Source organism: Tamilnaduibacter salinus, assembly GCF_003096655.1.
GTDB classification, from domain to species: Bacteria; Pseudomonadota; Gammaproteobacteria; order Pseudomonadales; family Oleiphilaceae; genus Tamilnaduibacter; species Tamilnaduibacter salinus.
In genome coordinates this window covers 70,166-91,236 of sequence record NZ_QEKQ01000010.1, presented here as the reverse complement: position 1 = coordinate 91,236, position 21,071 = coordinate 70,166, and the positions used below count along the sequence as shown (strand labels likewise).

At 59.7% G+C, this 21,071-nt stretch carries 17 protein-coding genes; 6 read left to right on the top strand and 11 right to left on the bottom strand.

Annotation, left to right across the window (positions count from 1 at the left end; genetic code table 11):
- Positions 1–2: 2 nt before the first annotated feature.
- The 4 genes from C8D92_RS14480 to C8D92_RS14465 form a co-directional block, all read right to left on the bottom strand.
- Positions 3–1,766 carry a sensor histidine kinase gene (locus C8D92_RS14480; protein WP_116919790.1) on the bottom strand — a complete coding sequence of 588 codons (1,764 nt, stop codon included), beginning with the start codon at positions 1,764–1,766 and terminating at the stop codon, positions 3–5.
- Entirely contained in the window at positions 1,763–3,433 is a 1,671-nt protein-coding gene (locus tag C8D92_RS14475) for a diguanylate cyclase (RefSeq protein WP_116919789.1), read from the bottom strand. Before C8D92_RS14475 ends, C8D92_RS14480 begins: the two co-directional genes overlap by 4 nt.
- Positions 3,426–3,812 (bottom strand): response regulator, encoded by a 387-nt coding sequence (locus C8D92_RS14470; protein WP_116919788.1) that lies wholly within the window; start codon positions 3,810–3,812, stop codon positions 3,426–3,428. The genes C8D92_RS14475 and C8D92_RS14470 overlap by 8 nt, the downstream gene beginning before the upstream one ends.
- Positions 3,813–3,907: 95 nt before the next feature.
- Positions 3,908–4,735 (bottom strand): M90 family metallopeptidase, encoded by an 828-nt coding sequence (locus C8D92_RS14465; protein WP_116919787.1) that lies wholly within the window; start codon positions 4,733–4,735, stop codon positions 3,908–3,910.
- Positions 4,736–4,877: 142 nt separating this feature from the next.
- On the opposite strand from C8D92_RS14465, the gene C8D92_RS14460 reads away from it, so the two are divergent.
- The 3 genes from C8D92_RS14460 (at position 4,878) to C8D92_RS14450 (ending at position 7,679) form a co-directional block, all read left to right on the top strand.
- Positions 4,878–5,528, top strand: a complete 651-nt coding sequence (locus C8D92_RS14460) for a phosphoribosyltransferase (protein WP_116919786.1) — start codon at positions 4,878–4,880, stop codon at positions 5,526–5,528.
- Between the two features lie 150 nt (positions 5,529–5,678).
- A complete protein-coding gene (locus tag C8D92_RS14455) occupies positions 5,679–6,242 on the top strand; it encodes a class I SAM-dependent methyltransferase (protein WP_095610788.1) in 564 nt (187 codons plus the stop codon).
- Between the two features lie 105 nt (positions 6,243–6,347).
- On the top strand, positions 6,348–7,679 hold the full coding sequence (locus tag C8D92_RS14450; RefSeq protein WP_095610787.1) for an MFS transporter: 1,332 nt from the start codon (positions 6,348–6,350) through the stop codon (positions 7,677–7,679).
- Positions 7,680–7,715: 36 nt separating this feature from the next.
- Here C8D92_RS14450 and C8D92_RS14445 read toward each other — a convergent pair whose 3' ends face one another.
- Positions 7,716–8,258 (bottom strand): hypothetical protein, encoded by a 543-nt coding sequence (locus C8D92_RS14445; protein WP_116919785.1) that lies wholly within the window; start codon positions 8,256–8,258, stop codon positions 7,716–7,718.
- A gap of 265 nt (positions 8,259–8,523) precedes the next feature.
- Between C8D92_RS14445 and C8D92_RS14440 the strand changes: the two genes are divergently transcribed.
- Positions 8,524–10,716 carry an OsmC domain/YcaO domain-containing protein gene (locus C8D92_RS14440; RefSeq protein ID WP_116919784.1) on the top strand — a complete coding sequence of 731 codons (2,193 nt, stop codon included), beginning with the start codon at positions 8,524–8,526 and terminating at the stop codon, positions 10,714–10,716.
- A 105-nt stretch (positions 10,717–10,821) separates the two neighbouring features.
- Here C8D92_RS14440 and C8D92_RS14435 read toward each other — a convergent pair whose 3' ends face one another.
- From C8D92_RS14435 to gcvA, 5 genes are all read right to left on the bottom strand, one after another.
- The gene (locus C8D92_RS14435; protein ID WP_116919783.1) at positions 10,822–11,028 is read right to left on the bottom strand and encodes a cold-shock protein; all 207 of its coding nucleotides are present in this window, start codon (positions 11,026–11,028) and stop codon (positions 10,822–10,824) included.
- A 265-nt stretch (positions 11,029–11,293) separates the two neighbouring features.
- Entirely contained in the window at positions 11,294–12,763 is a 1,470-nt protein-coding gene (locus C8D92_RS14430) for an SLC13 family permease (RefSeq protein ID WP_243402463.1), read from the bottom strand.
- Between the two features lie 160 nt (positions 12,764–12,923).
- Positions 12,924–15,512 carry an EAL domain-containing protein gene (locus tag C8D92_RS14425; protein WP_116919782.1) on the bottom strand — a complete coding sequence of 863 codons (2,589 nt, stop codon included), beginning with the start codon at positions 15,510–15,512 and terminating at the stop codon, positions 12,924–12,926.
- A gap of 21 nt (positions 15,513–15,533) precedes the next feature.
- Complete coding sequence (locus C8D92_RS14420) at positions 15,534–16,862, bottom strand: PilZ domain-containing protein (RefSeq protein ID WP_165819290.1); 1,329 nt, start codon at positions 16,860–16,862, stop codon at positions 15,534–15,536.
- Between the two features lie 598 nt (positions 16,863–17,460).
- On the bottom strand, positions 17,461–18,372 hold the full coding sequence (gene gcvA, locus C8D92_RS14410; RefSeq protein ID WP_095610778.1) for a transcriptional regulator GcvA: 912 nt from the start codon (positions 18,370–18,372) through the stop codon (positions 17,461–17,463).
- 381 nt (positions 18,373–18,753) lie between these two features.
- On the opposite strand from gcvA, the gene C8D92_RS14405 reads away from it, so the two are divergent.
- Entirely contained in the window at positions 18,754–19,209 is a 456-nt protein-coding gene (locus C8D92_RS14405) for a DUF1275 family protein (protein ID WP_116919779.1), read from the top strand.
- Positions 19,210–19,341: 132 nt separating this feature from the next.
- On the top strand, positions 19,342–20,166 hold the full coding sequence (locus C8D92_RS14400) for an amidohydrolase family protein (RefSeq protein ID WP_116919837.1): 825 nt from the start codon (positions 19,342–19,344) through the stop codon (positions 20,164–20,166).
- Between the two features lie 69 nt (positions 20,167–20,235).
- Here the strand turns inward: C8D92_RS14400 and C8D92_RS14395 are convergent, their stop codons facing one another.
- On the bottom strand, positions 20,236–20,985 hold the full coding sequence (locus C8D92_RS14395; RefSeq protein ID WP_116919778.1) for an NAD(P)H-dependent oxidoreductase: 750 nt from the start codon (positions 20,983–20,985) through the stop codon (positions 20,236–20,238).
- Between the last annotated feature and the right edge of the window lie 86 nt (positions 20,986–21,071).

Here is a 21,071-nt window from a genome sequence, read left to right as displayed (position 1 = left end):
ACCTATTGCCCCGAGCGCAGTGTGATCCAGAAGTGCGCGCCCCTGTCGTTGACGTAGCCGATATCGCCATCCATGGCACGAACGAGCTCTCGGCTGATGGCCAGCCCAAGCCCCGTGCCGGTCGATGCCCGGGTGGTACCGCGCTCGGCCTGGGAAAAACGCTGGAAGATCTGGTCCTCGAATGACTCCGGCACGCCGTCACCCTGATCACTGACGGTGATTGAGATGGTGTTCGTCGCTTCTTTTCTGGTCGCGATCCGGACGATTCCGCTCTTTGGCGAGTGCTTAATGGCGTTGCTGATGAGGTTATCAAGAATCTGTCGGAGCGCGTGTTGGTCAGCCTCCACAAAAAGGCCCGATTCTTCACCAGCCGTCAGGTTGACCTGGTACATATTTGCCATGGCCTGGTTGCCTTCCACCGCATCACGGACGCTCGCATCCACAGAGCAGCGGGAGATGCTTAACTCCCGTTTACCGGCGGTCAGTTTGTTGAAGTCAAGGAGATCGGCGATCAGGTTGTTCAGTTGCTCACTGTTACGCAATGCGATGTCGGCCATGGAATGGGCTTTCTCCGGTAGCGTACCCCCGACGCCGCCAACCAGCATTTTCAGGCTCCCCGCTATGGAGGTCAGCGGGGTACGGAGCTCATGGCTGACACTGGCAATGAAATCGTCTTTGAGTCGGTCAGATTGCTGCCGCTCCCGGGAAAGCCGGTTAAAGGCCTTGGACAGTTCCCGAATTTCTCTGGGGCCATCTTCGCGCAGAACCTCACTGCGCTCCTTGTTCTCCGCCATGTCGTTAATCGACTGTGTGGCGGTGGTCAATGGACGGGTCAGTGACCGGGCGACAAACCACGCCAGCATCAGCAGCAGTACGGTGACGGTAGCGCTGATCAGGAAAAACTGTCTGAACGACTCCCTGATGGGGGCCATCGCCGTCTCATAGGGAATCGCCCGGACGAATACCCAGTGCAATGGTTCCAGCGTGTCTGTGGCGACCAGGTACTTCTGCCCCTGATAGTGCATCACGGAGGAACCGCTGGGGGTGGCCAGAACAGCGTCGATCAGAGCGTCTTCCCCGGGAGCGGGAAGTGGGCGCAACGTTTCCTCCGGCTCCGGGTCGGGTGACTCGATGTAGAGCCGGTTTCGGGCGTCCACAATCATCGATATCGTGCCATTATCCGGCGTCGTTTGGCCGGCGCGAGGAGGCAGTATGGATTCTTTGCTGAGTTTGATGATGCCGCCTACGCTGCCGAGCATTTCCCCCTCGTGAAGGATTGGCATCAGGAAAGACAGTAGAGGAACGCCAGTGGTTCGCCCCATGATCGGTTTGGAGATGACGGGCTCCCTGGAACGTTGCAGTCGTTGGAAGTGGGGGCGGTCTGCGTAGTTCGTCCCGAGCCGGTCTGGTACATAGGTGCTTTCGGCGATGGCGGTGTCGCTGGCATCGAAAATCAGCACGCCGGCCGGGAAAAACCGTTGAACGAGGTCAGCGTTTCGCCGGATGGCACTCTCAAGCTCATCGGGCGAGCGCAGTCGCCCCTGGCTCTTGAAGGCCGGGCGTGTCACTGACAGGGCCAACATCCGTTTCTGAATGCTCTGGTTGACCTGGTTTGCGAGGCGCTCGGCTTTGAACCGTTCCTGCTTGAGTATCAGCCTCCGCTGGTCTTTGCCGAGAGATTGGTAAGCGGTCAGGCTGATGGCGATGACCGTCATCAGGCTGGCAAGAATGACAATGGCGATAACGCGGTTACGAAGTGAACTCACTGTGATTCTTTGGGCTCCGAGGCGATCGAGACACAGTTTCGACCAGCATTCTTGGAACGGTAGAGAGCGGCATCTGCCTGGTCCAGCAACTGCTCAGCCGTGGTGTCCGGGAACGTTTGGGTGTCCGCAATTCCTGCAGATAGCGTGCAGACAAAACGCCGACTTCGTTCAACGAAACTGATTTCGCCGAATGCCTGCCTCAGTCGGTCGACCAGGGTGTAGGCGGTCTTGGCGTCGCAGTTGGGCAGCGCAACCACGAATTCCTCACCGCCGTAGCGTCCAAGACGGTCAGAGCGTCGGAAGTGTTGTGAAACCAGTGTGCCAACGGTGCTGATGACGATGTCGCCCAAGGCGTGGCCATAGGTATCGTTAACCTGCTTGAAATGATCAATGTCGAGCATGACCACGGACAGCGGGTTGCCGCTGCGGCGGCTCCCCTGAAGTTCGGTCTCGAGCGCATCCTTGATATTGGCGTGTCTCAGAAGGCCGGTGAGGCCGTCGTGAGAAATGGCCTGTTGCATATCCCGCTGACGCCGGACTCTGTTGCGGCATGTCTTGATCAGGTAATCGTCGCTGATGGGTTTGTTGATGAAGTCGTCGCCACCGCTCAACAGAGCATGCGCCCGCGCCTCCTGGCTCTGCTCCCGGGTCAGGTAGAGAATGGGCAGGTTATTCCATTGATCAAACTGCCTGATCATGGAGGCGAGCTCGTCGCCGGTCACCTCGGGCATATTCAGGTCGACCAGTAACAGTTCGGGCTGAAATTCGGCGGTCGTGTTTATCAGGCGGGTTGGGTCGGAGAGGATTTCGACCACCATCCCCTCCTTCGTCAGAACCGTCTGGAGATGCGAAATCAGCTCGGCGTCATCATCGATGATCAGTATTCGCTCGTTGTGCTGGCGTTGCTTGCGGATCGACTGTGTGATCTTCTTGGCGACCTTCGGAATGTTCAGGGGCTTGACGAAATAGCCATCCGCACCCGCACGGACCGCCTCCAGGCGAACGAAAAAGTCCTCGTGTCCCCCCATGAAAATGACGGGGCACTGAACGTCTTTGAGGAGCATTTGCCAGTGCTCGGTCGACGTACTGACCGACTCTGCAGCGCCTGAGCGATGGTCGAGCAACAGCAGATCCGTGCTGCCATCATTGTTGACAAGAAATGTCTGTGGATCATGGTAGCAACGCACACGAAAGCCGAAGCTCTCAAGCTGGTGGGCAATGTACTTCGCCAGAATTTCATCGCGCTCTACGACCGCAATCAGGGGGGAGTCGGGCTCGGGCTCCTGTCCGGTATGCTCCACGCTGATGCTTCGAGAAGCCGCCTCATCGGCGCCGAGGTGGAACTGGAGCGTTTTCAGGTCTTGGGTGAAAGCGATCAGGTTAAATGACGCGGCCGACGCCGCGCCATCGAGCCACTCCTGAATCCTCTGTTCCAGCTGACGGGCATGGCTGCCCAATCGATGGAACCCAAACGTGCCCGCCGAGCCCGCCAGTTTATGGAGCTTTTGACCGAGAAGGGTGATGGATTCCGCTGCGTCGGTTTGGTTGAGGGCCTCCTCGGCCAGTCGAGTGATGGCTGCCAGTTCGTCATTCAACCGTTCTCGATATGCGGAGCGCAGCTCCTGCAACCTGGCGCCCAACTGGTCCTTGCTCGGACGATCAGCCATGGAAACGGTCCCAGATTCTGGCAATGTCGTCCGACAGGGTCATCGCGTCGAACGGCTTGGGAATGACGTCGAAAACGCCTGACTCTCTGTAACGGGCCATTTCTTCCGGATGCACTTTAGCAGTCATCATGATTACCGGAACATTATCCACAGCGCCGCGCTCACGCAATCTCTGGAGCGTTTCGATGCCGTCCATGTCCGGCATCATGACATCAAGAAGGATCAGGTCCGGCTCAAAAGCGTCCACGGTATCCAGTGCCTGTTGGCCGCTCTCGCACATCCCCAATTCATAGCCACCCACTTCCTCGAGCGCCATCTGGGCGATCTGGCGAATGTCTTCGTCATCTTCAACGTAAAGAATACGGCGTAGTGATCGCATAAACGGCCCGCTCTTGGTTCTTTCGCGAGTATAGAAAAGATCAACACAACTTACGACCGGCGGTCGCGTTTTGATCAGTTGAGTGGTCGCTGGCCTCATCCTTGGGGGAGCGTGTTGGCCGTCAGCGGGTCGAACCGGTAGAACCCCTGAAGCGCCGCGTAGACCTCGGGCTGATGGACTTTGAGGTGGTTGGGTTGCTGATAGAACGTCTCGGTCAGTACGGCGAAGAACTCCGCCGGTTCGGTGGCGCCGTATGGATCGAGCCAGGGTTCGTGATGGTGATCGATGGACTCGATCAGGTGGTTGTAGGCCCGGCTCATGGTGTGCTGCCAGTGTTGGGCCTGTTCGCCTTTCAGAGGGGGCGCGCCGTCGGCGGTGCCATCGAGGTAGTCGAGCTGATGGGCAAACTCATGAAGAATGACGTTGTGCTCGCCGTAAGGGTGGACGGCGCCATGCACGCAGTCGGCCCAGGCCAGCACGATCTGGCCGTAGCTTGACGCTTCCCCGGCGCGGATCTGGTGGCTGACGCTGACCACCAGGCCGTCGCTTTCCTCATCCCGAACATGGTATTCGTCCGGGTACACCAGAATGCTGCGCACGTCGTCGAAATCCGAGAAACGGCGCGCGAGGATCAGCAGGCAGGCATGCCCGGCGATCGTCAGGCGCACCGTGTCGTCGACCTCAAACCCATCGCAGCCGTAGAAGATTTTCTCCGCCAGGAATAACTGGACGTGCTGCTCCAACTGGTGCTGAAGGTGGGGCGGCAGGCGTCGGTAAAGCGGCACCTGAGCGTGCAGACGCTCTCGCCAGTGTGTCGGGAATGGTTGGCGCAGTTGCCGCCTGCGCCGCCAGTCCCGGTAGAAAAAGAGGTAAAAACCGAATGCCGCAATCCCGGCCAGCGCACAGAGGGTGTAGGTCAGCATTCAGGCGCCTCAGGTCAGTGAATGATCGCGTCCCCTCGAATCATGCCATAAGCCCTCGCTGGCGTGCTTCGAACGACATCGGCCCGATGCTGGCGCGCGGGTCTATACTCACTGTAGAAAACCAGAGGAACGGGAGGCGGTCATGGCGAGACCGTTCAAGGACCGAAACGAGGCGGGGCAAGCACTGGTGCCCGGTGTTCGGAGGGCGTTGGCCAGCGATATGCCCCTGATTCTCGGGTTGCCCCGTGGGGGTGTCCCGGTGGCCTGGGAGCTGGCGCGGTCATTGAGCGCGGAACTGGATGTGCTGGTGGTGCGCAAGCTGGGTGTGCCCTTCCACCCGGAACTGGCGATGGGGGCGATTGCCTCCGGTGGTGCCCGGGTGCTCAATGACGATGTCCTGCTCGCCGCCGGGATTACCCCTGACGCGCTTGAGAAAGTGGAGCAGCGGGAGCGGGATGAGTTGGCTCGTCGAGAGGCCCTGTTCCGTGAGGGCAGGCCACCACTCGATGTGCGGGGGCGGGAAGTCGTTCTTGTGGACGATGGCGTGGCAACGGGCGCGACTATGGAAGCCGCCGTGATGGCGCTGCGGTCACTGGATCCCGTGCGCCTGCTGATAGCCGTGCCGGTCTCATCGGTAGACGCCGCTGAGCACCTGGGATCCGAAGTCGATGCGTTCACCTGCCTGTCCCGGCCGGATTTCTTTGGCTCAGTGGGGCAGTGGTATGAGACGTTTGATCAGACGTCCAGTGATGACGTCCGACGTTTGCTGGCGGACGCGAGTGAACGACCGTAGCGATGCTCTGGATGTCACCGGCAAGGAAAAACCGGATGAGGGCGTTTCCTTGGCCATGTGGACGGCCTGGTGTCCGTAGAAACCGTCCTGATCGAGGTATCACCGATTTGATACGCTGCGCCGACACCTTCATCAGGATGCTCTCTACTTATGCCCTGGACGACGCTGGTTGTCGGTAGCCTGTCTCTGCTGGCGGTCCTCTCCATCGCGTATTCGACGGTGCGCACCAGCGTGCCGCCCATGCCCAGTTCCATGCGCTCCCGTCGTGTGGTTCTGGATCTGCTGGCGGAGTATGTGCCGGATCAGCCGAACGTGAGGTTGGCGGACCTGGGGTCCGGCTGGGGCGGTCTGGCGATTCCGATGGCGCGACGTTTTCCTCAGTACCGGATCGAAGGGTATGAACTGTCCTGGCTGCCTTGGCTGGTCAGTCGCCTGATGAAAGCGGCGTTCCGACTCGATAATCTGACTCTCCACCGCCGCAACTTCAATCGTGCCGATCTCGACCATGTCGGGATTCTGGTTACCTATCTGAACCCGAATGTGATGGCGCAGCTCAAGCAGCGCCTGGACCGCCCGGAACAGCCCCGGCGCACGCTGATCAGTATCGGTTTCGCGCTGCCGGGAAAGACGGCTGAGCGCACACTGCGCGTGAACGAGCTCTATAACACGCCCATCGACATCTATCGTTTGGGGCGGACCACGAACGACCGATGACGCTGTCTCGGTTATTCCTCACCGGAGAACCCCCGAAACCCGTTTGAATCCGGGGGAACGCCCGCTTACGCTGAACACCTCACTGAGCGGTGCGGGAGAGCGAGCATGAAGCCCCTTTCGAATACCGGATTTGCCCTCTTTGGTGCCGCCCTGATCGCCATCAGTTACGGCCTCGCCCGCTTCGCGTTCGGTCTGTTTGTGCCGCCGATCCGCAATGATCTGGGGCTGGCGCCCGACGTGATCGGTGTTATTGGCGCGCTTCCTCTGCTCAGTTTTGCGCTGGCCTCTCTGGTGGCCCCTGTCACCGCTGACCGTTTCGGCGCTCGCAACACCACCATGCTCTCAGGGGCGTTTGCGGTCGGTGGTCTGGCGTTGATCAGTCAGTCGACCGGGCCGTGGATGCTCGGGGTGGGGGTGTTCGCCTGCGGAATCTGCACCGGTCTGATGATGCCCGCACTCACCGCGGCGATGCAGGTGGCCGTTGACCGGACGATGCACGGCCGGGTCAGCTCCATCATGAACGCCGGGACCAGCATCGGCGTGATTGTTGCGGTACCAACCATCCTGTTTCTGTCGGGAGCCTGGCGTCTGGCCTATGGCTCGTTTGCCGTGTTCGCCCTGCTTGGCCTGGCTCTGTCGCGGTTTCTGATTCCATCGGTCTCGCGGATTGTTCCTTCAGACGCCGCGCCCGCCCCGCCAATCAGCGCCATGCAGTGGTGGCGGCTCCTGCGGCTGTGCTCCTTTGCCTTTGCCATGGGGTTCGTTGGCGCCGCCTACTGGGTTTTTGCGCCCGATCTGGCCGTCACGCTGGGTGGTCTTGCGCCTGACGAGACCGGCTGGCTCTGGCTGGCGGTGGGCATAGCGGGGCTTGGAGGCGCCGTGGTGAGCGACCTGGCGGATCGCAATAATCCGCCCATCACCCATGCGCTCATGCTGGTGACTCTGGCCGCCAGTCTGGCGCTGATCGCGGCCAGCCCCGGGCAGTTGGCCATCGCCGCGTTCTCCGCGCTGGTCTTCGGGCTCGCCTACATGAGTCTGACCGGGTTGTATCTGATGACTGGCATCCGGCTACTGCCGGGGCGGCTGTCGATGGGGCCGGTGCTTCCGTTCCTGGCGGTCGCGCTTGGGCAGGCCGCGGGCTCGCCCGTTGTGGGGGTGCTGGTCGATCAGTTCGGCTACAGCGATGCGTTCGCGGGCTTTGCGGCCATCGGTATTCTGGTCGCCATCTTTTCGCCCCTGTACCCGGGTCACAAGGATCACTTTGCGGCGGTCGAAGAGGACGAAACCGGTCTGCAGGCCGCGTTTGACCACCAGCTCCAGGACGAGGAAGGCGAACCCATTACCGGGCTGACTGAGGGCGTCGAGGACGAAGACGGTTCGGAGGACGAGGGGGGCGACGGCGAAGAGAGCGCGGTGGTGACAGAGCAGAAGAGTTGACCGGGAGCCACCGCGAGAGGCTCCCGGAACAGGGGGCTATAACAGGCCGAGTTGGTATTCGCTCTGGTAGCCGTCGCCCTGCTTGCGGATCACCACGCGGTTGTCATGGCTGGGTTCCAGCCCGCGCTGCTTCGCTTCTTTGTACAGCGCCTGCCAGAGGGTTTTGGCGGTCTGCGTGGACTCGTCGAAAACGGCCGTCAGGCATTTGAACGGTCCTTTGCGCTCGGTCTGGTACCTGGGCACCCGGCGTCCCTGACCGCGCACCGGATAGGCGAAAGCCACCGGTAGTTCCGCTGTTCCCTCATAATCTCTGAAGTCCGGCAGCATCAGTGTCAGCGGCCCGGTGATCTCAAGCCGGGCACGCCGGACGGCCGCCAGTGCCACATCCTCGGCCAGCGGTTTGATCCTCTCCTGAAAGGCGGATTTTGCCACCTCGAATTCCCCGAGAAAGTAGGTCGATGCCCGCACGGTCTTCTGTTGGATGTCCGGGCCGGACGGATCGCTCGCAGAGAGAGCGGGCGTTGCCCAGCCGGTCAGCGTGGCCAGAAGCAGAAGGGCGGATGTTCTGAGTAAAGCCATAACGGGTCCTTGTGATGGGAAGGTGATGGAATCGAGCAATCGCGGCCGAAGGCGGCATGGCGCTCCGTCACTCCTTACTCTAGCCGGGTTGCATGGCGTTGGTCACCCCGTGGCCGGATAGGGTGTGATTGTCTCGGGTCGCGCCGTCCCGAATGACATCGTCCAGACTCCATTGTGAGCAGTAATACGGACGCACGCAGCCCAAGACGAACCCGCCCAAAAACTGGATAATACCGGCCTACATTTGAAGGCCCGGTACCCCGCAATGGAAATCAGTGTCAACTTCCTCGACAACCTCCGGTTGGAAGCCAAGTTCAACGACTTCACGGTCGTGACGGATCAGCCGATCCGCTACAAGGGCGACGGCTCGGCGCCGGGTCCCTTTGATTACTTTCTGGCGTCGTCCGCCCTCTGCGCGGCCCATTTCGTGCGCCTATACTGCAACGCGCGGGACATTCCGACGGAGAATATCCGCCTGTCCCAGGACAACATCGTGGATCCGGAGAATCGCTACAACCAGATTTTCCGGATTCAGGTGGAGTTGCCCGACGACCTGTCGGAAAAAGACCGTAAGGGGATTCTGCGTTCGGCAGAGCGTTGTACCGTTAAAAAAGTGGTCCAGACGCAGCCGCAATTCCAGATTGAAGCCGTCAGCAACCTGAGCGAAGACGCCCAGGCGCTATTGATGGTCGAGCCGGACGACGATCACCGGACCTTCATTGAGGGCAAGGATCTGCCGCTGGAGCAGACCATCGCCAACATGACCGGCATCCTCGAAGACCTGGGGATGAAGATCGAGGTTTCCTCCTGGCGCAATATCGTGCCGCACGTCTGGTCCCTGCACATCCGCGATGCCTATTCACAGATGTGCTTCACCAACGGCAAGGGCGCGACCAAGGAAGCCGCACTGTGTTCGGCGCTGGGTGAGTTCATCGAGCGGCTGAACTGCAACTTCTTCTACAACGACCAGTTCTTTGGCGAGGAGATCGCCAACAGTGCATTCGTGCATTACCCGAATGAAGAATGGTTCAAGCCGGGTCCGGATGACGCCGTACCGGAAGGGCTGCTGGACGCGCACTGTATGGCGATCTACGACCCGGACGGTGAACTGGGCGGCTCCAACCTGATCGACACCAATTCAGGCCGGGCGGATCGGGGCATCTGTGCGCTGCCCTACGTACGTCAGTCCGATGGCGAGACGGTCTTCTTCCCCTCCAACCTCATCGAGAACCTGTTCCTGAGCAACGGCATGAGTGCGGGCAACACCGTGCCCGAGGCGACAGTGCAGTGCCTGTCGGAAATCTTCGAGCGGGCGGTGAAGAAGCAGATCATCGAAGAGGAGATCGTCCTGCCGGATGTGCCGCGTTCGGTACTGGAGAAATACCCGCACATCGTTGAAGGCATCGATGCCCTGGAAGCCCAGGGCTTCCCGCTGGTGATCAAGGATGCCTCTCTGGGTGGGCAGTACCCGGTGATGTGCGTGACGCTGATGAACCCGAAGACGGGCGGTGTGTTTGCGTCCTTCGGCGCCCACCCAAGCTTCGAGGTGGCGCTGGAGCGCAGCCTGACGGAACTGATGCAGGGGCGCAGCTTCGAAGGACTGAACGACGTGCCGGCGCCGACCTTCAACAGTCTGGCCGTGTCCGAGCCCAACAACTTCGTTGAGCACTTCATTGATTCGACCGGTGTCGTGTCGTGGCGTTTCTTCAGCGCGAAGCACGACGTCGAGTTCTGCGAGTGGGACTTCTCCGGCACCACCGAGGAGGAGGCCGAGTGCTTGTTCGGCATCCTGGCGGAGATGGGCAAGGAAGTGTATGTGGCGGTCTACGAGGAACTGGGCGCGCCAGTCTGCCGGATTCTGGTGCCGGGTTATTCCGAGATCTACCCCGTGGAGGATCTGGTCTGGGACAACACCAACATGGCGCTGGACTACCGGGAAGACATCCTCAATATCCACTCGCTGAACGACGACCAACTGAGCGACCTTCTGGAACGCCTCGAAGAGAGCCAGATCGACGATTATACGAACATCATTACGCTCATTGGCATCGAGTTCGATGAGAACACCGTCTGGGGCCAGCTCACGGTGCTGGAGCTGAAGCTGCTGATCGCACTGGCGCTACAGCGCCACGAGGACGCGCTGGATAGGGTCGGTCAGTTCCTGCAGTTCAACGACAACACCGTCGAGCGGGAACTGTTCTATCAGGCGATGAATGCGGTGCTTGAAATCACGATCGACGACGAACTGGAACTCGACGATTATCGGTACAACCTGAATCGCATGTTCGGTGAACAGACCATGGAGGACGTCGTTGGGTCTGTCGAGGGCCGCGTCCGCTTCCATGGCCTGACACCGACCAACATGCAACTGGAAGGGCTGAAGAAACACCAGCGCCTGCTTGAGAGCTACAAGAAGCTCCATGCCGCCCGGGCGGCGAAGGCGGGTATTGATGTGTGAATCGCGATGACCGAAGCGGGCGGCGTCCGTCTCGCTTCAGTTGACTCACCAGAACGAAAAAAGGCAGCCGAGGCTGCCTTTTTTGTGCGGGAAGTTATCGGCTGATCAGAGCGCGACAACGTTCTCCGCCTGGGCGCCTTTCTGGCCCTGAGTCACAGTGAACTCGACCTGTTGGCCGTCGGCCAGAGTCTTGAATCCACTGCCCTGAATCGCGCTGTAGTGAACGAAAACATCAGAGTCGCCTTCGCGAGTGATGAAACCAAAGCCTTTTGCTTCGTTGAAGAACTTAACGGTGCCAGTCGTTGTGGACATAGGTAATCTTCCTGAGATTGAGATATAAAAGTGCTGTGGCCCGTCGTCGTGACGGTTGATCAGCGAGATGTGGGAACTGCTAAACGTGCGGGATCAAAAACAGGACGGGGTACTGCGACTGCCAACGTCTTATTCGTGAACTGCTTTGCTTACTCATTCCTACAGCCGTCAAGGTACGCACATTGTTCCGGTTTGGCCAGCACTTTTTTCAGAAAATTCAGAAGAGACCCGGGAAGGCGCTCCGCTCCGTGAGTCCGTTCAATGGCTACTGTCCTGCCAGAAGGGGCGTGAACAGCAGCGTCCAGACGGTGATCAGCAGCAATGCAGCCGGACTGATGCTGGCCCCGGCACGAACCATTTGCGGTACCGTGATCAACTGGCTGCTGAATATGATGGCATTGGGTGGCGTTGCGACGGGCAGCATATAGGCGCTTGAGGCGGCAAGGGCGACGGGGACGCAGAGTAGCGGTACGGCCAGATTCAGGTCCACTGCCAGCGAAGCGGCGATCGGGAGCATGGTGGCGGTCGTCGCCGTATTGCTGGTCACGTGACTCAACCCCATGATGGTCGCAACGACCACAGCAATGACCAGGGTGAAGTGCCAGCCCGTCATGCCATGGAGAGCCGCGGCAATGGCCGTCGCCAGTCCGCTGGATTCAATGGCGTTCCCAAGGCTGAGCCCACCCCCGACCAGAAGTAGCACGCCCCAGGGGATGCTCTTTGTGGCCTCCCAGTCCATTGCGGCTGTCAGTGGGCGCCATCGGATTGGAATCACAAACAGAGCGACGGCGCCAAGGATGGCGATGCCGGCGTCAGTCAGGCCCAGTCCGGGCCATAGGTTGAGAAGAAGGGGCCGTGTCAGCCACGTCAGCGCCACCCCCGTAAAAACCGTGACCACAAGCCGCTCGGGGCGGCTCATGCGACCCAGAGACTGGCGCTGCTCATGGATCAGCGCTGAAAGACCGTCAATTGGATGATGGGCGATGGGGTAGATGTGGCGGGTCAACAGGTGCCAGGCGAGTGCCAGCAGAACAATACTCAGAGGTAGCGCAAAGAGCATCCACTGGCCAAACCCGATGGTGATGTCGTGATTGCTCCTGAGGTATCCCGCGAGAAGTGCATTGGGAGGGGTCCCAATCAGCGTCGCCATCCCGCCGATATTGGCCCCCAGGGCAATGCCCAGCAGCAGGCATAGGCTGAGGTTGTCTCGGTGGGTGTCGTCGTCCCTGTGCAGCAGTTTCAGTACGGACAGACCGATGGGCACCATCAGTGCACTGGTGGCCGTGTTACTGACCCACATGCTGAGTATCGCCGTGGCGATCATGAATCCGGCCACGACCCGATCGGGGCGGGTTCCGGATAGAGACAGAACGAGCAGTGACAGCCGGCGGTGGAGGTCCCAGCGCTGAATTGCACCGGCGATGATGAAACCACCGAGGAAGAGAAAGATGAGGGGATTGGCATACGGTGCCGCCGCCTGCTGGATACCCTGAATGCCAAGAAGGGGCAGGAGTGTGATCGGGAGCAGAGCGGTCACCGCCAACGGAGCCGCTTCCGTTACCCACCAGCTGGCCATCAACAGTGTCAGGGCAAGCACTTGCCAGGCAGAATCCGAGAGACCCTGGGGCGTCGGCATCCACAACATGGTCAGAAACGCCACAGGCCCCAGTACGAGGCCGACCTGCGGTCGAAGGGAAATGATATCCCGCAGGTGTTGGCGGAGTCGGTCAGGCAACGACGACAAACTGGCTCCCCTTATACGGTGTTTAGACTCTATGTTAGGTGATAAACCGCAGCTGGAATCAACATTATGGCGTGGAATCACAGCGGGTGCGTGACTCTCTTCTGGCTCCCGTCTGCCGAACGCTTGAGGCTCATGGTGTCGCCCCGGCTACTCAGCTGAGGCTGTGTTCCAGTGCCCAATCGCAGAACGTTTCCAGCGGCATCGGCTTGGCAAACACGTACCCCTGCAAACGGTGGCAGCCCAGTTCAGTGAGCCGTTCCATGGTGGCGTTGTCCTCGACGCCTTCGGCCACGGCTTCCAGGTTGAGCGTTCGGGCCAGTTTCAGGGTGTTTTTGACAATGCCCAGGTCATTCCGGTTGGTACACATCTTACTGATGAAGCAACGATCAATCTTCAGCTCATGAATGGGCAGGCGGCTCAAATAGGCCAGTGAAGAATAGCCTGTGCCAAAATCATCCAGGGCAATCCTGCAGCCGCTGTCGGCGATAAGCTGCAGCGATCCAATGACGGATTCCATGTTGTGCATCATTGAGGTTTCGGTCACCTCGAAAATCATGCTGTTCGTGGGGATGTCGTGCTCCCTGATTCTGGCCATTGCCTCAGGCACAAAATGATGATTGGTGAGATTCTGAACCGACAGGTTGATGCTGCCGGTAATCTCCAGGTCCCGTTCCCGCAGCGTTTGCATGGTCTTGCAGGCCTGCGCCACGACGTAACGGGATAGCAGATCAATCAGGCCAGCGCTTTCGGCAATCTCGATCACTTCCCAGGTGGGGACGGTGCCAAATTGCCCGCTGTGCCAGCGCAACAGCATTTCCACGCCGACCAGGGTCTGACCGGTCCGGTTCATCTGCGGTTGCAGATACAGTTCCAGTTCGCCAGCTTCGATGGCCGGTGGTAAGGCGGTCATCAGATCCAGACGCCGCCGTGCGAAGTCGGAGATGGCCTTGTTATAGACCTGCACCGGAACCTTGCTCGACTCGCTGCGATCCCGTGCTGCCAGGGCATGCTGATACAGAATTTCCGGGCTGTCGCCGTGCTCCGGTGTAATCGCCACGCCAGAGTGCAGGTTCATGAGCACAGGCAACCTGACGGTGTGCACCGAGACCTCATGGTGCCCGACTACCTGTTCGACGAAGGGTTCCAGAGTGTCTGTCAGGTGGTCGAGTTCGATCAGAAACGCTGCTGAAGAGAATTCGGGAATCGCAATGAAAGCGGGCTGCTTGTTCTCGAGGCAAATGGCCCCGGTCTGGCCTTCGAGCCTGTGGTTGAGCTTTTTCACTAACTCGCGAAACATTGACTCCGCCAGGTTGTAGCCCATGCTCGACGCAATTTCCTTAACCTGGGGATAGTTGACCAGTACGAGCGCGGCCCGTTTATCCTGGCCGATCACCGCCTGCAACTGCTGGTTGAGCAAGGACGCATTCGGCATCCCGGTGGTTGAATCGTGCATGGCCTGTTCCAGGGACTGCAGTTCCAGATCCTGAACCTGCCGCTCGGCGCGCTGTTGTCTGCGCAGCGCTGCCAGCTTGCGTGCCCGTTCGTCTTTGATCCGGTGGGCCAGGGCGAAGGACAGCAACAGCACTTCGGCGGCAGAACCAACCTGCATGGCATGGTTGGTGAGGATGTTGACCGGCAAAACGTTGAAAACACTCAGAAGATACAGTGAAGCACCCAGGGCGAAGGCGGCCCAGGCCAGGACAAAATAACGGGCAATAGCAATGCCTGCCCTCAGGCCGGCGATCCCCACAGCAATAAGTAGCACGACCACCAGGAAGCCGAGCAGACCGGCAAACAGCGCTCCGTGTATGGGGTCGATCCAGGTATAGACGACGAGAATCCCGGCCAGGGTGGCGGCGATCTTCATGCTCCGGTCCCAGCGAGCGGAGATCTCCCGCCATCTCAGGAAGCTTCGGGCGAACATCACAGCACACAGAGACACCAGCCCGGTGCTGACCGGCAGGGCATAGCGTGTCAGAAGCGGCTGGCCGGACCAGAGCCAGGCGCTACCGACCCCGGAGATACAGAGCATCAGCAGGCTGATCGAAACGATGTACAGCACGTAATAGCCGTAGGCCGAATCCCGGATGGAGAGGAAAAGAAACAGGTTGTAGATCACCAGGGCGCATAGAGCGCCAAAGTAGACCCCCCAATAGAGACTTTCCCGGGAAAAGCGGTTTAGCAGATGATCTTCCCGCCACAGCGCCACCGGCACCTGCAGCGAAGTGGCTGACTGCGCCCTCAGGAACACATCCACGCGACCGCTCAATGCCTGTGGTAAGGGCAGGGCGATCTGATAGCTATGAGCCTGTTCCCGCTGGCGTTCGGCCTGCTGGCGGTTGATGTGGTAGAACGCTGGCTGCTGGCCGTCACGGAGTAGGAAGAGATCCACCTCCTCCAGAAGTGGGTAGGGAATCACCAGATACCACTGCTGGGTCAGAGATGTCGGAATGCGTAGGGATGTCCTGAGCCAGACGGCCTGATCGGTGAATCCCAGGTTCAGTACACTGTCATCGTGTTTTTCCTGCCACTGTTCCTGTTGTGTGACCTGATCAATCGTTTGGTCGCCGTCCGGCAGGTAAGTGATGCGGTCATTCAAGGTGTAATGACCGACGTCGCCCCGAACAGTCAGTTCGTCTGCGTTGGCGGTAAAGGCACACAGGAGTAGTACTGCGGCCAGGAGTCTGTGTGGTAGAAAGTCGCAGACTCCCAGCCCTGCTGTCCATTGGTGCTCTGTCATCGTGGAGCAATCCTGCTCATTCTATTCGTCCAGAGGCCTGATCAGGTGGCCGGTGAACCCCAGAAACTTCGCCTCGTCACAAAAGGCGGAAAAGTCGCTTTCGCCAACCGCCGGTTGGCGCAGCAGTATCAGGGCTTCAACCAGGCAGCCCGGAATATCCCGGCTGTTCCACGCCGGCATGCGCGGCCACATCAGGAAGTCCTCGTGCGAGAGCACCACCTTTTCCACGGAAATCTGCCGTTGCCGCAGGCGCTCCCGGGCCTCCAGGCTGATACAGGGGTGGGTGTCGTCGGCGATCAGAGCACCCGGAGGGATGTGCGTGTAAAAATCCAGCACCGCGTCGCCATGATGGGTTAACCCGATGTAGAGTTTTTCGTCGTGGAGGTGGGCCAGATTGGCCGTTTGTAATACCGTGCCATGGTCGGTGGTGATATGCCTGTCTTCCTCGTAGCGCGGGTCAAGGCCGATCACTGTCTCAAACAGGCTCGTGAGATCCCGGCACACCGCATTACCGATGCGCCCGGCTCCGCCCAGGACAACAATACTGTTCTGCTGGCAGTACTGGGAGCGCTCGCGCATTTGCCGCGCCACGTCCCAGATCATGTATCGCGTCCCCAGGCTCCCCTCGACCAGTGGCCCGGAAATATCAAGGCCTGCTTTCTTGACGAAGTTGGGAAGCCGGCCAACCAGGGCAATCCGCTGCGCGTTGGGGTAGTCCCGTTGCAATCGCTCCAGAAAGAGCCGGACCTTGTCAGACTCCGCCTGTAGTTCCTCTTCCAGAAACTGTGGCGCCACCAAGAGGCCGCGCGCACCGCCCTGGCGAATGAATCCAAGGACGATATTGGACGGCATGAACCGGGCCATCCTAGGGGTGAAATAGGTTTCAACCTGTTGCCTGTTTCCGTAAACGGCAAACAGAAACTGCGGCCGGACCAGGGCATGTATGACAGGCCGCAACCCGGTGTTGGCTAATAGAATGGCGAGGCGCCGACAGTGTGTCCAAAGCCCGCGTTTGGCTTGGGTGGTCAGGCGTTGCCAGGAGGGTGACGCGTTCGAGAGTTCATTCAGCTGCTGTTTCGAAAAGCGATTGCGGTCAAGCTGTAAGCCGATGTGGGACTTGCCGGAGTGCGCCACTGTCGCGGTCACCCTCATGCCGGCCTTGTCGCGAAAATCAACGTCAACGACCTCGCCGGGTTGGATGGCGAGCTGATCCGGTATTTTCAGGCGTAAGCCGCCGGCCGATATGTCGAGTGTTCTGGTTGCAATGGTGTGGTTGGCAAAACTTAAATTGACCGGCAGACGGATCCCGGATCGTACGTGCCGGCGATACTCCCCATGCATCCTTTTCATGGTTGATCTCTGACGTCCTGGTGAAAGTGGAATTCCCTGAATCTCCTCAGTCTGGATCATACTGCGGAACGCTGCCATCCGAAAACTGATACGCCTCCTGGGTTCGCAAGGCGAAACGATCGCTGACAACTTGAATCACTTGCCAGAGGGTGCGTTGGGGGTGGTGCCGTGACCTGTATGCCCGTTGCTCTGACGCGAGGTCGCTCCCCGCTGGGCCCCTGTTCCGGCTGTGATCCAGGGCGGTTAGGGAGCGCAAGCCCTCGCGAGGCAGTTGCTCACAAAACCTGTGGATAACGTTGTGAATTGTGGCAGGAAAGAGCTCTCTCGCGTCTCTATGATGCGGGGGCCAGCAAAATGGACGGCATTTGAACGACTTGGTCATCCTTAAAGCGGTTTGGGCAGCAATTGGTCAGTTGCGGGCCGAAACCGGTTTCGGTAGCAACCCGTTTCCGGCTCAGGAAGTGGCGCCGGGGCATTATGCGCTCTTCTCGCGTGGCGCGAATGCCTTCATTCATCTCGACAGCGCTCGCAAGTTGGCGGCGTATGCCTTTTCGGGAAGGGATGGGGAATGATTGATGGAGAGGCAGAAAGGAGTCTCTCACGCAGGCGCCATCCCGATCTCGTTAAACACCCATTGACGGAAGGCGGCAACTCGCCGGACCTCTGCCATCTCCGGGAGGTAGGTCACGTGATAGGTGTACTCCAGAGGTACGGATTCGTTCAGTGGGCGGATAAGGCGACCGCTGGCCAGGTCATCGTTGGCCAGCAATGCATTGGCCAGTGCCAGGCCCTGACCCGCTACTGCCGCGTCCAAGGCCAGGGACTGTTGGCCGAATCGAGACCCCGAATCCATATCGACCGGTGGCCCGCCGACCTTCTCCAGCCACTCGCTCCAGTCCGGCACGGGTTGCCGGGTGTGGCGCCATTCAACGTGGATCAGCGGATAGGCGCCGATGTCGTCGACTGTGTTGAGTGCTGGCCCGTTGTCCGCCAGAGCGGGGCTGCAGACGGGGAAACTGGTTAATGGGGGGAGGGAGTCGACGCAACAGCTGTCGTAGTCGCCTGTGCCAAATCGCAACGCCACATCCACGTCTTCGCGGCGCATATCCACGAGCCGTTCGCGGGCGTCGATCTGGAGTTCGATTTCTGGATGACGTTGGCGGAAGTCATTCATACGCGGAATGAGCCAGCGTGAGACAAGCGACGGCGCAACGCTGACGCGAAGGATCTGATAGCCGTCCGGCTGACGGAACGACTCGGTCGCGCGTGACAGGCGTCGGAAAGCCTCCATGACCTCGGGAATGATCTGTGCTCCGGCGTGTGACAGCACGAGATGTCGTGCGTTTCGACGGAACAGGCGGACCCCGAGGTAGCTTTCGAGGAGCTTCACCTGGTAGCTGACAGCCGCTGGTGTTACGCACAGTTCGTCGGCGGCCAAGGTGAAACTCCCCTGGCGGGCGGCGACCTCGAAGGCTCTTAAGGCCTTTAGTGGAGGAAGTGGTCGGGGCATCGCTTTCAAGCCTTTTTTGAAAGCCCCCAAGTATAAGTCGCTGGTGGGAGCTCCCCTGAGCAAGGACGATAGGAATGAACCCTGGGATCAGGTTAGCACACCGGTTCAGAACGAGGTGACAAATGCCCTATATACTGACTGCCCCAATGATGATGCTGTCTCGCGAACGGCGAGCGCGGTGGTCCCCTCTCCAGGCGATTGCTCGGTGGCGGCATCGGGTTCGTGAGCGGCAGGCTGCCGGTGCTGAGCTGGGATCATTACCGCCGGCATTACGAGAGGACGTCGGACTGACGCGATCCGGCGAGCGCGCCAAGCTGGAAGAACAAATGCGCGGCTTGAATCATGATCGGAACATCGAGGCAATGAGGCAGCGATTTAACGATCAAGACCGCGCATGAACTTATACCTAGGAGGCTTGGTAGGGGCCGGCATTACAGGTTCGCGTTGATCCTTGAGGGCCTGTTGATTCTGGCCGCGATGGCCGCGCTGCTGGATGGATCCTTCTGGGGGCACTATCTCGCTTCGGCAGCCTGCGGCTTACAGAACGGGCTTGTCACCCGCTACAGTGATGCCCTTGTCCGGACCACGCATCTGACGGGCATCATTACGGATCTCGGGTTGATGGTTGGTGCGCGACTGCGAGGCGTGCCGTTTGATCGTCGTAAAGCCATTCTGTTTCTGCTGATTGTCGGCGGTTTTATTGCCGGCAGCGGCATCGGCGCCATTCTCTTTCGGTATCTGGGGTTTGTGGCGCTGTCCATTCCAGCGATTCTGGCCTTTGCGATCTCCGCTTTGTATGGCCTTTATTCCTACCGGCGGCGCTTGGGCGATTCATGAGCTGTCTGAAGGTATTGGTTGTGCGCCGGCCGCACACCCCTTAGATTGGGTGCATGAAAGGATGATTTGTCATTCACTCTTTAAGGAGTGGATGATCCCATCGCGATACCGGCCAATCAGGAGGACGCCGCCATGATCGTTGACGCTTGGGCACAGCATCCGACGACCCGTCTGGTGAATCACCCCATGCTGGATTCGTTGCGTCGCTGGACGCGGGACCAGTCGGACAGTATTACCGCCTCGGACCGAGAGTTGCCTGTGTCGGTAACGACGGACGCCATGGACCGGGCAGGTGTCAGCAAGAGCCTGATTTCGGCCTGGACTGGTCCCCAGGGTGATCTGATTTCCAACGATGAAGTGGCGGCATTCGTCAACGAAGCGCCGGATCGGCTCGTGGGCGTCGGTTCCGTGAACATTGCCCGGCCTATGGACGCGGTGCGAGAGATCCGGCGCTGCGTGAAGGAGTTGGGCTTTAAGGGCGTTCGCGTGTTGCCCTGGCTGTGGGAACTGCCGCCGACTCACGCGCGGTTTTACCCGGTGTTTGCCGAATGCTGTGAGCTGGGGGTGCCGTTCTGCACCCAGGTCGGTCACACTGGGCCGCTGATGCCCTCGGATGTGGGGCGGCCCATTCCGCACATCGACCAGGTGGCGATCGATTTTCCCGAGCTGGTTATTGTCGGCGGACACGTGGGGTACCCCTGGACGGAGGAGATGGTGGCGGTGGCCACCAAGCATGCCAATGTCTATATCGACACCTCCGCCTACACCGTCAAACGCTATCCGCCGGAGCTGGTCCGGTTCATGGCCGGTCATGGGCGCAGAAAAGTACTGTTTGGCTCCAACTGGCCCATGATTACGCCAGAGCGTTGTCTGGCGGATATCGACACCCTGCCGCTCGACGAAGAGGCCCGGAACGATTTCCTCGGTGGGAATGCTGCGCGGGTCTTTTCGCTTTAAGCGATTGCCTGATCGTTGTTTTCAACGTGACCTGCCAGGCATGCCTTGATGGGGGCTGCCGCCGCCCCCTCACGGCCGCCACCGCAACGGATTGTGATCCGCCAGCATTCCATCGGCGTCCCAGTCGTCCCAACCGGTAAATGGAATACTCGCCTCCTGATAAAGTCCGGGCACCCGGGTGCGCCAGTGGTCTTTCTGTCGTTCCAGCTGATCGTGAAAGGCCGATGCGTCCTGATACCGGATGCCACCACCCTGTATGCCGTAGCTGACCTGCGGCGCGAGCACATCAAACCCGACGTAGTAGAGTGAAGCGTGCATCGGCCAGAGCCATTCCACCATATTGCCCGCGCGACCCAGTGGCTGGAATGCCTGTCGGGGAGAACCGGTGGTTACCGAGAGTACGGCCCGCTTGCCGCGAAAGTAGCCATGGTCGTACCGCATTGACCCGGAGTAGCGCCCGCCATAGACCAGGACCCGATCGAACCAGCCCTTGAGAATGGCGGGCTGGGCATGCCACCACAGGGGGAACTGGAAAATCACCAGATCAGCCCAATCCAGGCGATTCAGTTCGTGCTGGACGTCCCGGGGCAGGGCGTTGTCATCATAATGTTCCCGCTGTTCGGTCAGTGTGGCGAAGTGGGTTTCGTCTTCTCGCCGGGTATAGAAGCTGGCACGCTCCACCGGGTCAAAGCCCTGCCGGTAAAGATCATCGACCTCTACCTGATGGCCCTGTGCCTGCAGCGCGTCGGCTGCGACATCCGACAGGCCCCCGTTAAAAGATGCCCGTTCGGGGTGGGCCAGAACAATCAGTACGTTCATCTCATGCTTCCTCTTTCGATGCGTTTTTGGACAGCGTAATCTGTTCAAAAACGATCATCGATTCCATAAATCTGATAACTTGGTTT